At 63.3% G+C, this 17,357-nt stretch carries 15 protein-coding genes and 1 tRNA gene; 8 read left to right on the top strand and 8 right to left on the bottom strand.

The features are described 5' to 3' along the window. Positions 1-2: 2 nt before the first annotated feature. Together gltB and E3U23_RS08985 are read right to left on the bottom strand one after the other, a co-directional pair. Complete coding sequence (gltB, locus tag E3U23_RS08990) at positions 3-4,649, bottom strand: glutamate synthase large subunit (RefSeq protein ID WP_279350910.1); 4,647 nt, start codon at positions 4,647-4,649, stop codon at positions 3-5. A 218-nt stretch (positions 4,650-4,867) separates the two neighbouring features. Next, the gene (locus E3U23_RS08985; protein ID WP_279350909.1) at positions 4,868-5,683 is read right to left on the bottom strand and encodes a hypothetical protein; all 816 of its coding nucleotides are present in this window, start codon (positions 5,681-5,683) and stop codon (positions 4,868-4,870) included. A gap of 212 nt (positions 5,684-5,895) precedes the next feature. On the opposite strand from E3U23_RS08985, the gene E3U23_RS08980 reads away from it, so the two are divergent. From E3U23_RS08980 to E3U23_RS08965, 4 genes are all read left to right on the top strand, one after another. Beyond that, positions 5,896-6,345 (top strand): MaoC family dehydratase, encoded by a 450-nt coding sequence (locus E3U23_RS08980; protein ID WP_279350908.1) that lies wholly within the window; start codon positions 5,896-5,898, stop codon positions 6,343-6,345. Between the two features lie 54 nt (positions 6,346-6,399). Then, positions 6,400-7,581 carry an acetyl-CoA C-acyltransferase gene (locus tag E3U23_RS08975; RefSeq protein ID WP_279350907.1) on the top strand — a complete coding sequence of 394 codons (1,182 nt, stop codon included), beginning with the start codon at positions 6,400-6,402 and terminating at the stop codon, positions 7,579-7,581. Between the two features lie 127 nt (positions 7,582-7,708). Continuing rightward, positions 7,709-8,788, top strand: a complete 1,080-nt coding sequence (locus E3U23_RS08970; protein WP_279350906.1) for a catalase family protein — start codon at positions 7,709-7,711, stop codon at positions 8,786-8,788. A 35-nt stretch (positions 8,789-8,823) separates the two neighbouring features. After that, entirely contained in the window at positions 8,824-9,435 is a 612-nt protein-coding gene (locus E3U23_RS08965) for a DUF4126 domain-containing protein (protein WP_279350905.1), read from the top strand. On the opposite strand, the gene metW is transcribed toward E3U23_RS08965, so the two are convergent. Next, entirely contained in the window at positions 9,432-10,022 is a 591-nt protein-coding gene (gene metW / locus E3U23_RS08960) for a methionine biosynthesis protein MetW (RefSeq protein ID WP_279350904.1), read from the bottom strand. The genes E3U23_RS08965 and metW overlap by 4 nt on opposite strands. Next, on the bottom strand, positions 10,019-11,131 hold the full coding sequence (gene metX, locus E3U23_RS08955) for a homoserine O-acetyltransferase MetX (protein ID WP_431732674.1): 1,113 nt from the start codon (positions 11,129-11,131) through the stop codon (positions 10,019-10,021). The genes metW and metX overlap by 4 nt, the downstream gene beginning before the upstream one ends. Positions 11,132-11,234: 103 nt before the next feature. On the opposite strand from metX, the gene E3U23_RS08950 reads away from it, so the two are divergent. Together E3U23_RS08950 and E3U23_RS08945 are read left to right on the top strand one after the other, a co-directional pair. After that, the gene (locus tag E3U23_RS08950) at positions 11,235-12,335 is read left to right on the top strand and encodes a pyridoxal phosphate-dependent aminotransferase (RefSeq protein ID WP_279350903.1); all 1,101 of its coding nucleotides are present in this window, start codon (positions 11,235-11,237) and stop codon (positions 12,333-12,335) included. Beyond that, positions 12,332-13,237 (top strand): prephenate/arogenate dehydrogenase family protein, encoded by a 906-nt coding sequence (locus E3U23_RS08945; RefSeq protein ID WP_279350902.1) that lies wholly within the window; start codon positions 12,332-12,334, stop codon positions 13,235-13,237. Before E3U23_RS08950 ends, E3U23_RS08945 begins: the two co-directional genes overlap by 4 nt. A gap of 3 nt (positions 13,238-13,240) precedes the next feature. Here the strand turns inward: E3U23_RS08945 and E3U23_RS08940 are convergent, their stop codons facing one another. From E3U23_RS08940 to ftsE, 4 genes are read right to left on the bottom strand one after another with little or no spacing between them, the layout of a single operon-like run. Continuing rightward, positions 13,241-13,918, bottom strand: coding sequence for a lysophospholipid acyltransferase family protein (locus tag E3U23_RS08940; RefSeq protein WP_279350901.1), 678 nt, complete (start codon positions 13,916-13,918; stop codon positions 13,241-13,243). Beyond that, the gene (locus E3U23_RS08935) at positions 13,915-14,454 is read right to left on the bottom strand and encodes a YdcF family protein (protein WP_279350900.1); all 540 of its coding nucleotides are present in this window, start codon (positions 14,452-14,454) and stop codon (positions 13,915-13,917) included. Before E3U23_RS08935 ends, E3U23_RS08940 begins: the two co-directional genes overlap by 4 nt. Continuing rightward, entirely contained in the window at positions 14,451-15,383 is a 933-nt protein-coding gene (locus tag E3U23_RS08930; RefSeq protein ID WP_279350899.1) for a cell division protein FtsX, read from the bottom strand. The genes E3U23_RS08935 and E3U23_RS08930 overlap by 4 nt, the downstream gene beginning before the upstream one ends. Before the next feature lie 2 nt (positions 15,384-15,385). Next, complete coding sequence (gene ftsE, locus E3U23_RS08925; protein WP_279350898.1) at positions 15,386-16,102, bottom strand: cell division ATP-binding protein FtsE; 717 nt, start codon at positions 16,100-16,102, stop codon at positions 15,386-15,388. A 157-nt stretch (positions 16,103-16,259) separates the two neighbouring features. Between ftsE and E3U23_RS08920 the strand changes: the two genes are divergently transcribed. Next, positions 16,260-17,174 (top strand): zinc-ribbon domain-containing protein, encoded by a 915-nt coding sequence (locus E3U23_RS08920; protein ID WP_279350897.1) that lies wholly within the window; start codon positions 16,260-16,262, stop codon positions 17,172-17,174. Positions 17,175-17,259: 85 nt separating this feature from the next. Beyond that, positions 17,260-17,346: transfer RNA gene (locus E3U23_RS08915), tRNA-Leu, on the top strand. Positions 17,347-17,357 lie beyond the last annotated feature (11 nt).

Genomic DNA, 17,357 nt, shown 5'->3' with positions numbered 1-17,357 from the left:
CCTTACTCCGCCGCTTCCATCGCGGCGTCTTCCCGCTCTTCCTCGAGCGCCTTCAGCGCCCGGGCATAATCGCGCGGCATCACCTTAAGGAACTTGCCGAGCGCGTTGTCCCAATCGTCGAGCAGAGCCTTCGCCCGGGCCGAGCCGGTGTGAAGGTGATGCCTCTCCACCAGGATGCGCAGCCTCGCCGCGTCGTGATAAAGCGGATCGCCCATGCCCGAATTGTCGACCGAAAGGGGGCGTTGTTGCGGTTCACCCCAGCTACGCTCGGACCCCTCGTCGGATGCCGCGATCGGCAGCACATCGACTTGGGCGGGATTGACCCGTGTGTCGAACGTGCCGTTGGGATCGTAGACATAGGCGATGCCGCCGCTCATACCCGCGCCGAAATTGCGACCGGTCCTGCCGAGCACGCAGACGACGCCGCCGGTCATGTATTCGCAAGGGTGGTCGCCCGTGCCTTCGACCACGGCGACCGCGCCCGAATTTCGCACTGCAAAGCGTTCGCCTGCAACGCCGCTGAAATACGCCTCGCCCGCGATCGCGCCATAAAGGACGGTGTTGCCAACGATGATGTTCTCGGTCGGCTCGCGCGGCGCGCCTTTCGGCGGTTTGACGATGATCCGACCGCCCGAAAGGCCCTTGCCGACATAGTCATTGGCATCGCCGGTGAGGTCGAGCACGAGGCCGTGCGCCGCCCATGCGCCAAAGCTCTGCCCGGCAACACCGGTGAATTCGATGCGGATCGTGTCGGGTGCGAGGCCAGTGTGCCCTTTCGCCTCTGCGATCCGGCCCGACAGCATGGCGCCGACGGTGCGGTTCACGTTGCGGATTTCGCGCTGGAGGACGATGGGCGTGCCGCTCGCGACGGCATCGTTCGTCGCTTCGATCAATTCGACATCCATCGCGCTTTCGAGGCCATGATCCTGGTCTTCAGTGTGGCGGGGAAGCTTGCCGTCTTCGAGCGGCACCTGGTGCAGGATCCGGCCGAGATCGACGCCGTGCGCCTTCCAGTGGCGGCGCACGCGGCGGGTGTCGATTCGGTCGACCCGGCCGATCATTTCCTCGACCGTGCGAAAGCCCATCTCGGCCATGATCTGGCGTAGTTCCTCGGCGACGAAGAAGAAGTAGTTGATAACGTGTTCGGGCGTTCCGACGAAGCGCTTGCGCAGCACCGGATCCTGCGTCGCCACGCCGACGGGGCAGGTGTTGAGGTGGCACTTCCTCATCATGATGCAGCCCGCCGCGATCAGCGGGGCGGTGGCGAAACCGAATTCGTCCGCACCCAGCAGCGCGCCGATCGCGCAGTCGCGTCCGGTCCGCAGCCCCCCATCGACCTGCACCGCGATACGGCTGCGAAGGTCGTTGAGAAGCAGCGTCTGCTGCGTTTCCGCAAGGCCGATTTCCCACGGGCTTCCCGCATGGGTCAGGCTGGTCAGCGGCGAGGCGCCGGTGCCGCCTTCGTAGCCCGAGATCGTGACATGATCGGCTCGAGCCTTGGAAACGCCGGCGGCAACAGTGCCGACGCCAACTTCGCTCACCAGTTTCACAGAAATACGGCTGGTCGGCTTTACGTTCTTCAAATCGTGAATCAGCTGCGCCAGATCCTCGATCGAGTAGATATCGTGGTGCGGCGGTGGCGAGATCAGGCCTACGCCCGGCGTCGAATGGCGGACCTCGGCGATTGCCTTATCGACCTTGTGACCGGGCAGCTGGCCTCCTTCGCCGGGCTTTGCACCCTGCGCCATCTTGATCTGGATATCGTCGGAATTGACGAGATATTCGGTCGTCACGCCGAACCGGCCGCTCGCGACCTGCTTGATCCGACTACGCATCGAATCGCCATTGTCCATCGGCAGGAACCGGTCGGGCTGCTCGCCCCCTTCGCCGGTGTTCGAGCGACCGCCGATCCGGTTCATTGCGATGGCGAGCGTGGTGTGCGCTTCCCGACTGATCGAACCGAAGCTCATTGCGCCGGTGCTGAACCGCTTGACGATCTCGCTCGCCGGTTCGACCTCGTCGATGTCGAGCGGGCGCTCCGCCTTCTTCAGTTCCATCAGCCCGCGAATGGTCAGCAGCCGTTCCGACTGCTCGTTCACGCTTTGCGCGAATTCTTCGTAATTCTTGGCATCTCCGCCGCGCACCGCATGCTGCAGGTTGGCGACGTTCTGCGGGGTCCAGGCGTGATCCTCGCCGCGCAGGCGGTATTGGTAGATGCCGCCGACATCGAGCATGCCCTTGTAAAGCGGACTGTCCCCATAGGCCTGGCCGTGGCGGCGCACCGTTTCTTCCGCCACTTCGGCAAGGCCGATGCCCTCGATGGTGGTGGCGGTGCCGGTAAAATAGGTGTCGACGAAATCGCTCGACAGGCCGACCGCATCGAAGATCTGCGCCCCGCAATAGGACTGGTAGGTCGAAATGCCCATTTTGGACATGACCTTGAGGATGCCCTTGCCGATCGCCTTGACGAAGTTCTTTTCAACCTCCGCCGGATCGAGATGTGCGAACTTGCGGGCGCGCAGGTCTTCAAGCGTCTCGAAGGCGAGATAGGGGTTCACCCCTTCCGCGCCGTAACCCGCCAGCGCGCAGAAATGATGCACCTCGCGCGCCTCGCCGGTTTCGACGACGAGACCGGTCTGCATGCGCAAGCCCTGCCGCACGAGCTGATGGTGAACCGCCGCCGTTGCCAGCAGCGCGGGTATGGCGATCCGGTCAGGACCCTGCGCGCGGTCCGAAAGGATGAGAATGTTGGCATCGCCCAGCACTGCTTCGGTCGCCGCCCAACACATTTCTTTCAGCGCCATCGCCAGCCCGTCGGCCCCGGTCGAGGCATCCCACGTCGCATCGATGGTGCGCGTGCGGAAAGCTCCGTCCAGCCCGACCTCGACCGAGCGGATCTTGGCGAGATCGTTATTGGTCAGGATCGGTTGGTCGACTTCGAGGCGCTTGTGTTTGCCCCCGTCGCGCCCGAGCAGGTTCGGGCGCGGGCCGATCATGGAAAGCAGGCTCATCACCAGCTCTTCGCGGATCGGGTCGATCGGCGGATTGGTGACTTGCGCGAAGTTCTGCTTGAAATAGTCGTATAGAAGTCGGCTACGCCGGCTCAGCACGGCGATCGGCGTGTCGGTGCCCATCGAGCCGACCGGGTCCTCGCCATTGGCGGCCATCGGTTCGAGAAAGCGGGTAATGTCTTCCTGCGTATAGCCGAACGCCTGCTGGCGATTGATCAGCGGGCCTTCCGCCTCGGCAATCTCGGCATATTCCGGCTCGACATGGGCGAGATCGGCAAGCTTGTACTGCGCCTTCTCCAGCCATGCTTCATAGGGTTCGGCGGCGGCAAGATCGCTTTTCAGTTCCTCGTCCTCGACGATGCGGCCTTCCTCAAGGTCGATCAGCAGCATCTTGCCGGGCTGCAAACGCCATTTTCGCGTAATGTCCTCCTCGGCGAACGGCAGCACCCCGCTTTCCGAAGCGAGCACGACGAGATCATCCTTCGTCACGCAGAAGCGCGCAGGACGCAAACCATTGCGATCGAGGCAGGCGCCGATCTGCCGCCCGTCGGTGAAGGCGACGGCGGCGGGGCCATCCCACGGCTCCATCAATGCGGCGTGGTATTCGTAGAAGGCGCGGCGTGCCGGATCCATTTGCGGGTTCTTCGCCCACGCTTCCGGCATCAGCATCATCATCGCGTGGGCGAGGCTGTATCCCCCCGTAACTAGCAGCTCGAGCGCATTGTCGAGGCAAGCGGTATCCGACTGGCCGTGCGGGATGAGCGGCCACATCTTGTCGAGGTCGGCGCCCAGCAGCTCGCTTTCCATCGCGCGGCGGCGGGCTTCCATCCAGTTCACATTGCCGCGAACCGTGTTGATCTCGCCGTTATGCGCCATGAAGCGATAGGGGTGGGCAAGCCGCCAGCTGGGGAAGGTATTGGTACTAAAACGCTGGTGCACGAGGCTTAGGGCGCTGACGCAATCGGGATCGCGCAGATCGTCGTAGAAACTGCCGACCTGATTGGCGAGGAGCAGTCCCTTATAGACCACGGTTCGGCTGGAAAAGCTCGGGATGTAGGCCGTCGTCAGCCCCGGAATGCCGTGTTTTTCCTCCAGCGCGGCAAGGGGGTTCAGCGTTTGTTTGCGAATGACGACCAGCTTGCGATCGAACGCGGCCTGGTCGGTGCAGTTCTGGCCGCGCGCTATGACGCACTGGCGGATGACCGGCATCGATTCGATGACAGCCTTGCCGAGCCCGTCGCGGGTCGTCGGCACGTCGCGCCAACCGATGACCTTCTGACCCTCCTTCTCGGCAAAACGCTCGAGCTGGCTTTCCACGAAGGCGCGGGCGCTTTCGTCCTGCGGCAGGAAACACATGGCAAGCGCGTAGTGGCCGGGTTCGGGCAGATCGTGCCCTTCGTCCGCCGCCCATTTGCGGATCAGCGGATCGGGGATCTGCAGCAGGATGCCCGCCCCGTCTCCCAGCAGCGGATCGGCCCCGACCGCGCCGCGATGATCGAGATTGGCGAGGATTTCGAGCCCCTGCTCGATAATGGAATGACTTTTCTCGCCCTTGATATGCGCGACCATGCCGACGCCGCAGGCATCGTGTTCGTTGCGCGGATCGTAAAGGCCCTGGCGGGCGGGCGAAAAAGGCATCGTACTATCCATCGTGATCAGGTCATCTTTCCGCACGGCGACCGATGGGCCGTCGCGCCTTGGCAACCGGTTCGTTTGTGCGGTGGCGAACAGGCACCATCGATTGTTTCGCGAATGCCGGTTTTGACGAAGGGCGCGACATTTTGCAATGGCCGTGCGGCGAAGGAAAATTTCGCGCACGGCAAGCGCGGGCCGCCTTTACGCATATGCAGCATAACTTAGCCGCGGGTGAAACTCTCAAGTTTTGCCAGCGCGCGCCTCACAGCTTCACGAGCCTCTTCGTCCAGAAGCGGCCTGTCGTCGTCTTCGTCGGGTTCGGGATCGTCGGACGGTTCGAAGTCGCCTGGCATCGGGCGGTCCGTGCGCGTGATGGCGACCGCCAACCGTTCCTGCAACTGCGCAAGTGATGGACGCTCCACGTGTTCTACCGCCGCGTCGTCACTTTCCGGGGTGGGTCGTTCGGCGGGGAGAGGCGTTTCGGCCGGCTTATCTTCGACAACCGGATCGTCCGCCGGCAGTTCGGTTGTCGGTATCGGCAAGGGTTCGCCGGTTTGCAGCAGCCAGGCATGCCGCATCGAACCCGGGCGCGCGATCGGCTCATCGTTGGGGGAAAAGGGATCGGGTGCATTGTCTTCAGAAGGGCCGCTTTCGTCGACCGACTCAAATTCGTCGTGTTCGGTGTCCTGCGAGACCGTGTCGTCTTCGATCTCTTCGACGGCCTCGGAAACCTCATCGACTTCGTGCAGCTTTTCTTGGTAGATTTCGGCAGCCAGGTCTTCTTCGTCCACGTCCCGCATCCGCTGCGACCGGTCTTGGAGCATCCATCCAACGGCCAGCCACACGGCGATAAAAATGACCAACCCGATCGCGAGCGCGAGGCCGAACCTGCCGATCCCAGCCAGTTCCCCGAACGTCGCGCCTAGTAGATCGTCCCGCAGAACAGCGATCGTTCCGGTAGCCAGGAGCCCGAACCACACGGCCACCACGGCCGGAAACCATCGACGGCGAAGAAGAAGCGAGACTTGGCGGCGCATGACGGTTCGCGATGTAGGCGCGCGAAAGGCTCAAGGAAACCGCCCGTGGTCCCGAAACGAATCGGAAAGTCGTGTTCGGCGTGCGCCTCGCCGTCCCGTGCCTTCGGACCGCCGCGCCATGCCGTAGCGGCACCGGCGAGCCTGTTGCGCGGGTGGAACCCATGCGCCATGACATCGCTGACTTTACGCATACAACGAACAAGGAGAGATGGATGAGCCCTCAGGAAATCGCCGAGAAAACCGGTCAGGATGTCGGCACCAGCGAATGGGTCGAGATGAGCCAGGAGCGGATCAACCAGTTCGCCGACGCGACGGGCGATCACCAGTTCATCCATATCGACGAGGAAAAGGCCAAGATGACGCCGTTCGGCGGCACCATCGCGCACGGTTTCCTCACGCTTTCGATGATCCCCTACCTCACCGCGAACAGCGACGTGCCGCGGGTCGACGGGATCAAGATGGCGGTGAACTACGGCGGCAACAAGACGCGCTTCATCAGCCCCGTCAAATCGGGCAAGCGCATCCGCGGACATTGGAAGCTCCTCGAGATGACCGAGAAGCGGCAGGGTCAGTGGCAGCAGACCATGGAAATCACGATCAAGATCGAAGGCGAGGACAAGCCCGCCCTGATCTGCGAATGGATGACGATGTATTTCGTCTGATCGCGACCTCCTCCCCGGAAGATCGGACGTCTTTACCAAACGAAGGATATCATCATGTCACGTGACGCAGTTATCGTCTCCACCGCCCGCACCGCCATCGGCCGTGCCTACAAGGGCGGGTTCAACGACACCAAGGGCCCGACCCTCGGTTCCTATTCCCTGAAGCCCGCGATCGAGCGCGCCGGTATCGAGCCCGGCGAAGTCGACGACGTATTATGGGGCAGCGCGCTCCAGCAGGGTACGCAGGGCGGCAACCTCGCCCGGCAGGTTGCCCTTCGCGCCGGTTGCCCCATCGGCACCAGCGGCATGACGATCGACCGTCAGTGCTCCAGCGGCCTGATGAGCATTGCCACGGCCGCCAAGCAGATCATCACCGACCGGATGGACGTGGTTGCCGCCGGCGGGCAGGAATCGATCAGTCTCGTGCAGACCAAGGAAATGCGCGTGATGCCCGATCCCGAACTGATCGCGATGCACGGCGCGATCTACATGCCGATGCTGCAGACCGCCGAAACGGTCGCCCAGCGTTACGGCATCAGCCGCGAACAGCAGGACGAATATGCCCTCCAGTCGCAGCAGCGTACTGCCAAGGCGCAGGAAGAAGGCCGGTTCGACGACGAGATCGTCTCCGTATCCACCACGCACAAGGTGCAGGACAAGGAAACCGGCGAGATTTCCGATGTCGAAGTCACTATCGACAAGGACGAGGGCAATCGTCCGCAGACGACGCTCGAAGGGCTGAGCAGCTTGAAGCCGGTAATGGGCGATCCGACCACGATCACCGCCGGGAACGCGTCGCAGCTTTCGGATGGCTCGTCAGCCAGCGTGCTGATGGAAGCCAAGATTGCCGAGCAGAAGGGCCTGACCCCGCTTGGCCGTTATGTCGGAATGGCGGTCGCCGGGACCGAGCCGGACGAAATGGGCATCGGCCCGATCTTCGCGATCCCCAAGCTGCTCAAGCGCTTCGACCTGAACGTCGACGATATCGGCATCTGGGAGTTGAACGAAGCCTTCGCCGTGCAGGTGCTTTATTGCCGCGACAAGCTCGGCATCGATAACGACAAGCTTAACGTCAGCGGCGGCTCGATCTCGATCGGCCACCCCTATGGCATGACCGGGGCACGCTGCACCGGGCACGTATTGCTGGAAGGCAAGCGTCGCGGCGCGAAATACGGCGTCGTCACCATGTGTGTCGGCGGCGGCATGGGCGCAGCGGGGCTGTTCGAGATCTTCTGATCCGGCTCAATCAAGGCGAAAACGAAGGGCGGTGTCGGCAGCGGCGCCGCCCTTCTTCGTTTCAACCGGAACCCGAACTGGTGGGGCAGGCGTTACCTATCTGATATTCACTGCTTCGAGGTTCGTTATGCCCTATTCCGCCCCCGTGCCCTTCTCGGCCGATCTCGAGACCATCGAACCGAAGAAGGAAGCGGATACGATCCTCGACCTCGACGACAGCTTCGATGACATTCTCGAAACGACTTACGAAAATTCGGGCCACGCCATCCGCGCGGTCCATGCCAAATCGCATGGGATCGCGAAGGGTACCTTCACAGTCCTGGAAGACCTCGCACCGGAATTGGCGCAGGGCATCTTCGCCCGTCCCGGCAGCCACGATGCCTATATTCGCATGTCGACCAATGCGGGCGATATCCTGCACGACAATATCCACTTGCCGCGCGGCTTCGCGCTCAAGATTTGCGACGTGAAGGGCACGCGACTGCCGGATGCCGACGGCGACACGCAGGACTTTATTTTCCTCAATGCCCCGGCCTTTCCCGCGCCCGATGCGCAGGCGTTCGCCAAGAACCTGAAGCTGACATCGAAGACGACCGACAAGGCGGAATGGCTGAAGAAGGTCGCCGCCGATACGTTCAAGCTAGCCAATGATGCGCGGCAGAAGGTCGGTCTCGACCCGTCGCCCGCGCTTGCCTCGCTTGGGGGCGTTCCGCATTCCGAACCGCTGGCGCTCGAATATTTCTCCGCCACGCCGTTCCGCTATGGCCAGTATGTCGCGAAGTTCCTGCTGCGTCCGGCGGCGGACTGGATGAAGGCGCTGGAAGGCAAGGCGGTCGAGATCGGTGACGACAGGGATGCGCTGCGCCACCACGTGCGCGAACAGTTCATGCAGAACGACGCGGAATGGGAGTTCTGCGTGCAGCTTTTGCGCGATATCGAGAAACAGCCGGTGGAGGACAGTTCGGTCGAATGGCCGCAGGACGTTTCGCCGTTCGAGCCGGTCGCGACCCTCACCGTGCCGAAGCAGGATAGCTGGGACGAGCAATTGGTGCGTGAGGTAAACGAGAACCTGCATTTCTCGCCCTGGACCGGGGTGATGGACCACCTCCCCATGGGCAATACCAACCGCGCGCGGCAGGAAACCTATCGCCATTCGGTCCGCTTTCGCGCAGAAAAGAACGGGTGCCCGATCCACGAGCCGTCATGACACAGCGGATCGCGCATCGATAGGGGACGTGCGCGATGGGTATCATGGAAATAATCGGGATCGCCGGCAGCGTCAGCTTGCTGGCCGGCTGGCGGCTGTATCTGAGCATTTTCGCTACCGGCCTCGCCATGCGGCTGGGCGCAATCCCTTTGCCCGATCATCTGCAGAGCCTCGACGTGCTGGCGAACCCGTGGGTGATGGGCATCGCCGCCTTCGCTGCCGGGATCGAGTTCCTCGCGGACAAGGTAATGTGGCTCGATAGCGCATGGGATGCTATTCACAGCTTCGTGCGACCGCTCGGCGGGGCGCTATTGGCGCTGGCGATCGTCGATCCGGGTGATCCGGCGACGCAGGTTGTCGCGTTCCTGCTGGGCGGCGGCGCGGCGTTCACGGCGCATGCGGGCAAGGCGGGTGCGCGCGGTGTGGTCAATGCCAGCCCCGAGCCGGTGAGCAATGCGGTCGTCTCTTCGGCAGAGGATGTGGCGAGCGTCGGCCTGCTGTTCCTCGCCTATCAGTTTCCCTACGTGGCGCTGGCCATCGCACTGGTGCTGCTGGCGCTGATGATGTGGCTGATCGTTGCGGCGCGCAAGGTCATCCGGTCCCTGTTCGCGCGGCGGGAAGTGCCGACAGGCTCTGAAAAACTCTAGCCTCGGCTCAGCTGGAACACCGCAAACTCCGCCAGCAAATTGGGCGCGGCGCTGCGCGGTTTCTCGCCCGAGAAGAACCACTCCCGCTCGATCCGCGCGCCCTTGGCACGAGCGAGGTCGCGGAAATCGTCGATCGTGACATGGTGGATGTTGCGCGTCTCGTACCAGCTTACCGGCAGGGCACGGGTCACCGGCATCCGCCCGCCCCACATCAACGCGGCGCGGGTGCGCCAGTGGGCGAAATTGGGGAAGCTGACGAAGGCCTGCCGCCCGACGCGCAGCAGCTGGTCGAGCATCCAGTCGGGCCGGTCGGTGGTCTGCAGGGTTTGGCTGAGGATCGCGTAGTCGAAACCCTTGTCAGGATAGTCGGCAAGGTCGCGATTGGCATCGCCCTGCACCACCGAGAGCCCTTGCGCCACGCAGCGTTCGACGCATGTCGGATCGAGTTCGAGACCACGTGCATCGACCCGCTTTTCCTCTCGCAGAGCTCCTAACAGGGCGCCGTCGCCGCAACCAATATCCAGTACACGGGCATCAGGCGTTACCGCGTCGGCGATAGCGCGCAGATCGGGACGCAGGGCGCTCATTCGAGGAAGCCTTTCACCACCCGGTCGAGCGCGGGGACATCGAGGAGGAAGCTGTCATGCCCGTAGGGCGCGGACAGTTCCACGAAGCTAACCGCCTTGCCCGCCGCATTGAGAGCGCGCACCACATGGCGGCTTTCAGCGGTGGGGTAGAGCCAATCGCTGTCGAAACTGACGAGGCAGAACCGTGCCTGAGAAGCGGCGAAGGCGTCGGCCAGCAGGCCGCCATGCTCTTCCGCCAGATCGAAGTAATCCATCGCGCGCGTGATATAGAGATAGCTGTTGGCATCGAACCGCCGGGTGAAGCCGCTGCCCTGATAGCGCAGATAGCTTTCAACCTGAAAATCGGCATCGAAGCCGAAGCTCTTTGCGTCCCGGTCCTGCAGATTGCGCCCGAACTTCTTGGTCAACGCGGCTTCGGACAGGTAGGTAATGTGCGCCGCCATTCGCGCTACGGCGAGGCCGGCATCGGGCTGGGTCTCGCCCGTGTAATAGTCGCCGCCTGCCCATGCCGGATCGGCCATGATCGCCTGCCGCCCCAGTTCGTGGAACGCGATGTTCTGCGCCGAATGGCGGCTGGTAGTGGCGATGGCGAGCACGCGCTGCGCCCGTTCCGGCCAGTTCGCCGCGAGACTAAGCGCCTGCATCCCGCCCATCGATCCACCGACGACGGCGTGCAGGGTCTCGATTTCCAACGCATCGAGCAGGCCGACAAGTCCACGCACCATATCGCGCACGGTAATGACGGGAAAGCGCATGGCATAGGGCTGGCCATCGCTCGCCGTGCTGGCCGGACCGGTCGAGCCCATGCAGCTGCCGATGACGTTGGCACAGATGACGAAGTAGCGGTTCGTGTCGATCGGCTTGCCGGGCCCGACCATCCGCTCCCACCAGCCGGGCTTGCCGGTTACGGGATGAGAGCTGGCGACATACTGGTCGCCAGTCAGGGCATGGCAAAGCAGGATCGCATTGCTGCGGTCGGCGGTGAGGGTGCCGTAGGTCTCGTAGGCGATCCGTGCGTCCACCAGTTCGCCCCCGCCGTCGAGGGGAAGGGGCGCGGGCAGGGTAAGGGATTGCAGGGCGGCGTTCACGGTGGGCGGGGCTTTGGACAAAAGGCCGTGCTTCGACAAGCTCGGCTCGAACGGATGTAACCTCTTTCTACCCGCTCACCCTAACCTTGTCGAAGGGTCGGATTTGTATATTGCGCAATTCGCGATGCCCGACACTCCGCAGATGAAACCCTGGATCGAGGCGATTCATGCCTACACCCCCGGCCGCTCGACCGGGGCGGGGGGCAGGCCGCTCGTAAAACTGTCCGCTAACGAGAACCCATTGGGGTGCAGTCCCGACGCGCTGACCGCGCTGCGCGATGCGGACAATTTGGCTCGCTATCCCGATCCCGATGCGACCGCCTTGCGCGAAGCGATCGGTGCGAAGCACAGGATCGCCCCGGCACGGATCGCGTGCGGGGCTGGGTCGGGCGAAATGCTGCAATGTGCGGTGCAGGCTTTCGCCGGGCCGGGCGACGAAATGCTGTTTGCCGAATATTCCTTCTCGCTTTATCCGCTCCTGGCTATGAAGGTCGGCGCGAAGCCGGTCGGAGCGCCGATGAACGATTACGTTGTCTCGGTCGATGCGCTTCTGGCGGCGGCGACGGAGCGGACGCGGGTGGTGCTGCTCGACAATCCGAACAATCCGTGCGGCTCTTGGATCGATTTCCGCGAAGTGAAGCGCCTGCATGACAACTTGCCGCGCGATGTGCTGCTTGTGGTCGACCAAGCCTATGCCGAATATCTGGGCGTTGGACTGGACGATGGCGCGCTTGACCTTGCGGCAGAGCACGGCAACGTCCTCGTGACGCGGACCTTCTCGAAGGCTTACGGGCTGGCAGCCGAGCGGATCGGCTGGGCCACCGGAGCGCCGGAGCTTGTCGGCGCAATCAATAAGTTGCGAGGAGCATTCAATGTCTCCGCCACCGGACAGCGCGCAGCGCTCGCGGGATTGGCCGACGAACAGTTTCTTTCGCATTCTCAGACCGAAAATGCCGGAGCGCGCACCGCGTTCACCGCCGCGATCGACGCGCTAGGCAATCACGGGATCCGCGCCGTGCCGAGCGAGGCGAATTTCGTCCTTGTCCTTTTCGAAGGGGAACTGAGCGCCGATGCCGCGATGTCGGCTATAGAGGCGGGCGGCTATGCGGTGCGCCACCTTCCGGGACAGGGCCTGCCCTATGCGCTGCGTATCACCATCGGCACGCGCGCGCAGATGGACGAAATCGCCGAAATCCTGCGCCAAGCAGCGCAAGCAACCGCATGACCATCGCCCGCGTCGCCATCATCGGACTGGGCCTCATCGGCGGCTCCATCGGCCTCGCCCTTCGCGGACGCCTGCCGCACATCGTCACGACCGGCTGGGATGTCGACGCCGATACCCGTCGCCGGGCTACCGAACGCGGACTGGTCGGGACGGTGCACGATATGGCGGGCCAGGCGGTGGCCGAGGCCGATTGCGTCATCCTGTGCGTGCCCGTGGGTGCAATGAAAGACGCTGCCGCCGCCATTGCCTCGCACCTGCCGAAGGGGGCGATCGTCAGCGATGTCGGCTCGTCCAAGACCGGTATTGCCGACACCCTCGCCGCCATCCTGCCCGATGCGCGAATTGTGCCCGCCCACCCCGTCGCCGGGACGGAACGCAGCGGGCCGGACGCGGGGTTCGCAGAACTGTTCCGCCATCGCTGGTGCATCCTGACCCCGCCCGACGGCACAGATGGCGCGGCGGTGCGGGATTTGTCGGGCCTTTGGGAAGGCCTCGGCGCGAGAGTCGAGATCATGGAGGCAACGCATCACGACCGTGTACTCGCCGTCACCAGCCATATCCCGCACCTCATCGCCTTTACCATCGTCGGAACGGCGTCAGACCTCGAAGAGGTGACGCAGGGCGAGGTCATCAAGTATTCCGCCGGTGGCTTTCGCGACTTCACCCGCATCGCCGCCAGCGATCCGACCATGTGGCGCGACGTGTTCCTCTCCAACCGCGAGGCGGTGCTGGAGATGCTCGGGCGTTTCACCGAAGACCTCACCGCCTTGCAGCGCGCGATCCGCAATGGCGACGGCGAAACGCTGTTCGACCTGTTCGAGCGCACGCGCACCATCCGCCGCCAAGTGATCGAGCAGGGTCAGGACGATGGGCGAGCGGATTTCGGCCGCGGGGACCACTAGCTCTCAGTTCAGCGCATTGATCGCGTCGAGCACGCGGGTCTCGATTTCGTCGCGTGGCAGGCCCGGCGGGATTTCCTCGCCAAAGCGATAGGTGATCGGATCGCGCCGCTTCAGGCCGCGGTGATAGGGAGGGCCGCTATTCACCGCAACCGGGATCACCGGAAGGCCCAGCAATTTGTAAAGCCCCGCGAACCCCGCCTTCAGTTCGGCCCGCTCGCCATGCGGCACACGCGTGCCTTCGGGGAAGATCACCAGCGGTCGTCCCTCGCTCACTGCTTCTTTCGCCGCGCGGATCATCGCCTTCAGGGTTTTGGCGCCATCCCCCCGCGAAACGGGTACGAGGCCGTAGGCGAGTGCAGCGCGGCCCCAGAAGGGAATGTCGAACAATTCCTTCTTCGCAAACACCGCCGGCGTATCGAACAGGGTCGGCGCATCGATCGCCTCGAAAAAGCTTTCGTGCTTCACTGCGTAGAGCACGGGGCGCTGCGGCGGCTGGTTCTCGATCCTCACAGGACATCCGAGCAGGTGGCGCACGCACCAGCGTTGCATTCCGCTCCAGTTTTCGACCCTCCTGCGAAATGCGGCGCGAGAGAACGGCAGGCAGGCAAGCGCCGCCAGAGTGACGAATACCGATCCGAAGTAGAACGCGCCGTAGAAGGCGGCATTACGCAGATAGATCATCCGCGCAGGCTCGGCACGCCGCGCGTCACTTCGGACGCGAGCAGCTTGTTGTATTCGAGAAATAGCGTTGCAAGTTCGGGGTGGGACGGCACCGCATCCTGCACCAGCCTGATGCCCGGAGGCATGGCCTCTGCAACCTCGGAAAAGGCACGCGCCATGTGCCAGTCGGTCGTCACCACGCGTGCCGAGGTGAAGCCGTGATCCTTCATCCACTGGGCCGTCTCGCCCGCATTGCTGCGCGTATCGACCGCGAGATAGCCGAGTTGCACGCAGCATTCCATCGTCCGCGCATCCACATCGAACTGCGCCGCGAATTCCTGAGACTTCACTTCCCGGTCGACGCCCGAGACGAACATCTCTTTCGCCAACCCTTCGTCGAGCACCTCCAGCCCGCGCTGGATCCGCCCCGGCCCGCCCGTCAGCACGATCACCGCATCGGTCGCGGCTCCTGCCATCGCTTGCGGCAGGGTCAACGCAAATGTCAGGAAACCGCCGACATAGAGGAGCACGATAGCTGCAAACAGACGCAGGATCACAGGATTCGCCTCAAGCTCGAAAGCACCGTCATGCGCGCCGTGTAGACTGCAATCGCGACTGCGCAAAGCGGCAGAAGCGCGAGGATCGCCCAGTCGGTACCACTCAAGCCGCCTGCGGAAATCATGCCGGAATCGAGTGCCGAAAACTGCCGCGCCATGAGCGTAAGAGCAGCTGCGCCGAGGACAAGGCCGGCAACGCCGCCTGCAACCGCATCGATCATGATGGAGCGCTGGAAAACGCGTGCGATCTGCGCGTCGCTGCCCCCCAGCAGATGCACGATTTCCAGCGTATCGCGATTGATGCCCAAAGCATGGCGCGCAGCCAGCCATACGGCAGCGGCGGCGGTAAAACCCAAGAGGAGAATGAGGCCGACCGCCATCCAGCGCAGCGTGGAAATTGCTGCAAGGACCGGTTCGAGCCATTCCGACTGCGCATCAATCCGCGCATCCGGAGCGATCTCGACGATCTTCGCTCTCAAACGGGCCACCGCGCTGGCATCGGCTTCACGCGAAAGCACGACATCGATCAGGGCGGGGAGCGGAACCACATTCCCCCCGCTTGCCGAGCCAAGCCAGGGTTCGAGCAAATCGGCGACTTCTTGGCGAGGGACGATCCGCACCTGCGAAACATCCGTTTGTTCTCGAAGCATCGTGGCGACCTGCAGCGCCTGCGCTGTCCGGCGTTCGGGGTCGGGGGAAAGAATTTGAACCGTGGCAGCGGCAGCGAGTTCTCCGCGGGCCGTCTGGGCAACATTGTCGAGCGAAAGGGCGGCGCCGCCAGCGAGGACCGTAAGCGCAACCATGATCGCCATCACCCATGGCATCGGACCGGCGAGCCGTGTGCGCGGCAGAAGCGATGCGGCCCGCCGACCTCGAAAGGGGGCAAGTCCGCGCTTGCTAGCAGGGCGGATCACGGGGGGCCGCTCCACGATCAGTCCTCCCGGCGCGGCGGATAGCGGAGCACACCGGTAGGATCGGACAAGCGCCCCTTGTCCAGCCGCATCAGCAAGCTGTCGGGCACCTTGCGCAGCAATTGCATATCGTGCGTCGCCACCAGAACCGTCGTGCCCAATCGATTGAGAGCCTGGAACAGACGGATGAGCTTGATTGCCATCTCCGCATCCACATTGCCGGTCGGTTCGTCGGCAACGAGGATTTCAGGGCGCGAGATTACCGCACGCGCAATCGCGACGCGTTGTTGTTCGCCGCCGGATAGCGAGGCGGGGCGGGCGTCTGCACGTTGCGCAAGGCCGACCCAATCCAGCATATCCGTCACCGGTTCGGCGAGTTCCCCCTCGGAAACGCCCGCAACGCGAAGGGGGAGGGCGATATTGTCGTAAGCGGACAAGTGGTCCACCAGCCGGAAATTCTGAAAGACGACGCCGATACGTCTGCGAAAAGCGGGCAGGGTTTCGCGCGGCGCGGCAATTACATCATTGTCGAACATATGAATGGCACCGCGCGAAGGCCGCTGCGCAAGATACAGCAGCCGCAGGAGTGAGGTCTTTCCCGCTCCGCTGGCTCCGGTAAGAAAATAGAATTGCCCGGGAAACAGCGTGAAGGAAATGTCCGACAGAACTTCCTTTTCCAACCCGTAGCGCAGCCCGACATTGTCGAACTTCACGATACCGGGATCGGTGCCGTTCATGCCGGACACCGTGGTCCTGCCGATATGTGACCGTATCCCGTCATCGCCCGATGGCGCTATAACGATGCATCGGTGTGGAAAAAAGGCGCTTTGGTCCTTTCGCGCGCAAAAGCGAACCTTGTGGTGATTCGCGCCGGCCCCTAAGCCAGCGTTCACCATGATTATCGCCTGCCCCGCCTGCCAGACGCGTTACGTCGTTCCTGACAGCGCGATCGGGATAGAGGGGCGGACGGTGCGCTGCGCGAAATGCAAGCACGCATGGTTCCAGGAAGGTCCGGAACCGGACGCTGCCAAGACTGAAGACAGTGCGACGTCCGAAATGGCGATCGACACTGAGAGCGCCGCGCCCAAAGCCGCTTTTGCGGACGCTACGACTACAAATGAAGCGGACCACGACGCGATTGCCGACGAGGATGGCGTCGAAGAGCAGCTGGGCCCGGATCCGGCCCCTGCCAAGCCGACTGAAACCGTGTCGGCCGACGGGACCTCCGAGACGGCCGTCGAAGCGAAGCAAGACGTCGATTTCGACAAAACACGCCCGCCATCCTACGCGCGGGATCAGCGTTCACCCCTGCCTCCTGTTGGCGACGATGATATCGACACCGGCGTATCGCATTTCGATCGCGCACCGCCGTTTCGTCCGCAGCGCAATACGATGCGTCTTTGGACCTGGGCAGCAGCCATATTCGCCATATTGGCTCTGGGGGCCGTGGCCACCCTCAATATTGCCGGAACGCCCGGATGGTGGCCGCTTCGTTCGGCCGAATGGGGTGCGGCGAAGCCGGGGCTAGAGCTGACTTTTCCGGAAGATCAGCAAAGCTGGCGCGAGCTTTCGAACAAGACATATCTATTCAGCGCACGGATTGTCATCGAGAACACGTCGCGCGAAACGCAGAACCTGCCGCCGGTCTTGATCAAAATGCTCGATGGGCGTGAGCGACAAGTCTTCAGCTGGGTCGTTCAGCCGCCGCAGCCGAAGATCGCGCCGGGCGAAACCGTAACCATCGACGAGGCCCGCACCGACGTTCCGCGCAACGCGGTCTTCGCCGATGTCGGCTGGGCGCCGCTTTAACCTCAACAAGGCGCTTGCGGGCCGTCCTATGCGCTGCTAGTGGCGCGCACCTACCGGCGGGGCAGCGCCCCGATACTGACTGTGTGCGGTCGTGGCGGAACTGGTAGACGCGCAACGTTGAGGTCGTTGTGGGCGAAAGCCCGTGGAAGTTCGAGTCTTCTCGACCGCACCAAACAGTTTCTC

This window comes from Erythrobacter litoralis, assembly GCF_029760855.1.
GTDB classification, from domain to species: domain Bacteria; phylum Pseudomonadota; class Alphaproteobacteria; order Sphingomonadales; family Sphingomonadaceae; genus Qipengyuania; species Qipengyuania litoralis_A.
This window is presented reverse-complemented; position numbering and strand designations above follow the sequence as displayed.

What these genes read in the sequence shown, in the direction of transcription:
- gltB (WP_279350910.1), bottom strand. Translation starts at nt 4,649, where the DNA reads ATGCCTTTTTCGCCCGCCCGCCAGGGCCTTTACGATCCGCGCAACGAA.
- E3U23_RS08985 (WP_279350909.1), bottom strand. Translation starts at nt 5,683, where the DNA reads ATGCGCCGCCAAGTCTCGCTTCTTCTTCGCCGTCGATGGTTTCCGGCC.
- E3U23_RS08980 (WP_279350908.1), top strand. Translation starts at nt 5,896, where the DNA reads ATGAGCCCTCAGGAAATCGCCGAGAAAACCGGTCAGGATGTCGGCACC.
- E3U23_RS08975 (WP_279350907.1), top strand. Translation starts at nt 6,400, where the DNA reads ATGTCACGTGACGCAGTTATCGTCTCCACCGCCCGCACCGCCATCGGC.
- E3U23_RS08970 (WP_279350906.1), top strand. Translation starts at nt 7,709, where the DNA reads ATGCCCTATTCCGCCCCCGTGCCCTTCTCGGCCGATCTCGAGACCATC.
- E3U23_RS08965 (WP_279350905.1), top strand. Translation starts at nt 8,824, where the DNA reads ATGGGTATCATGGAAATAATCGGGATCGCCGGCAGCGTCAGCTTGCTG.
- metW (WP_279350904.1), bottom strand. Translation starts at nt 10,022, where the DNA reads ATGAGCGCCCTGCGTCCCGATCTGCGCGCTATCGCCGACGCGGTAACG.
- E3U23_RS08950 (WP_279350903.1), top strand. Translation starts at nt 11,235, where the DNA reads ATGCCCGACACTCCGCAGATGAAACCCTGGATCGAGGCGATTCATGCC.
- E3U23_RS08945 (WP_279350902.1), top strand. Translation starts at nt 12,332, where the DNA reads ATGACCATCGCCCGCGTCGCCATCATCGGACTGGGCCTCATCGGCGGC.
- E3U23_RS08940 (WP_279350901.1), bottom strand. Translation starts at nt 13,918, where the DNA reads ATGATCTATCTGCGTAATGCCGCCTTCTACGGCGCGTTCTACTTCGGA.
- ftsE (WP_279350898.1), bottom strand. Translation starts at nt 16,102, where the DNA reads ATGAACGGCACCGATCCCGGTATCGTGAAGTTCGACAATGTCGGGCTG.
- E3U23_RS08920 (WP_279350897.1), top strand. Translation starts at nt 16,260, where the DNA reads ATGATTATCGCCTGCCCCGCCTGCCAGACGCGTTACGTCGTTCCTGAC.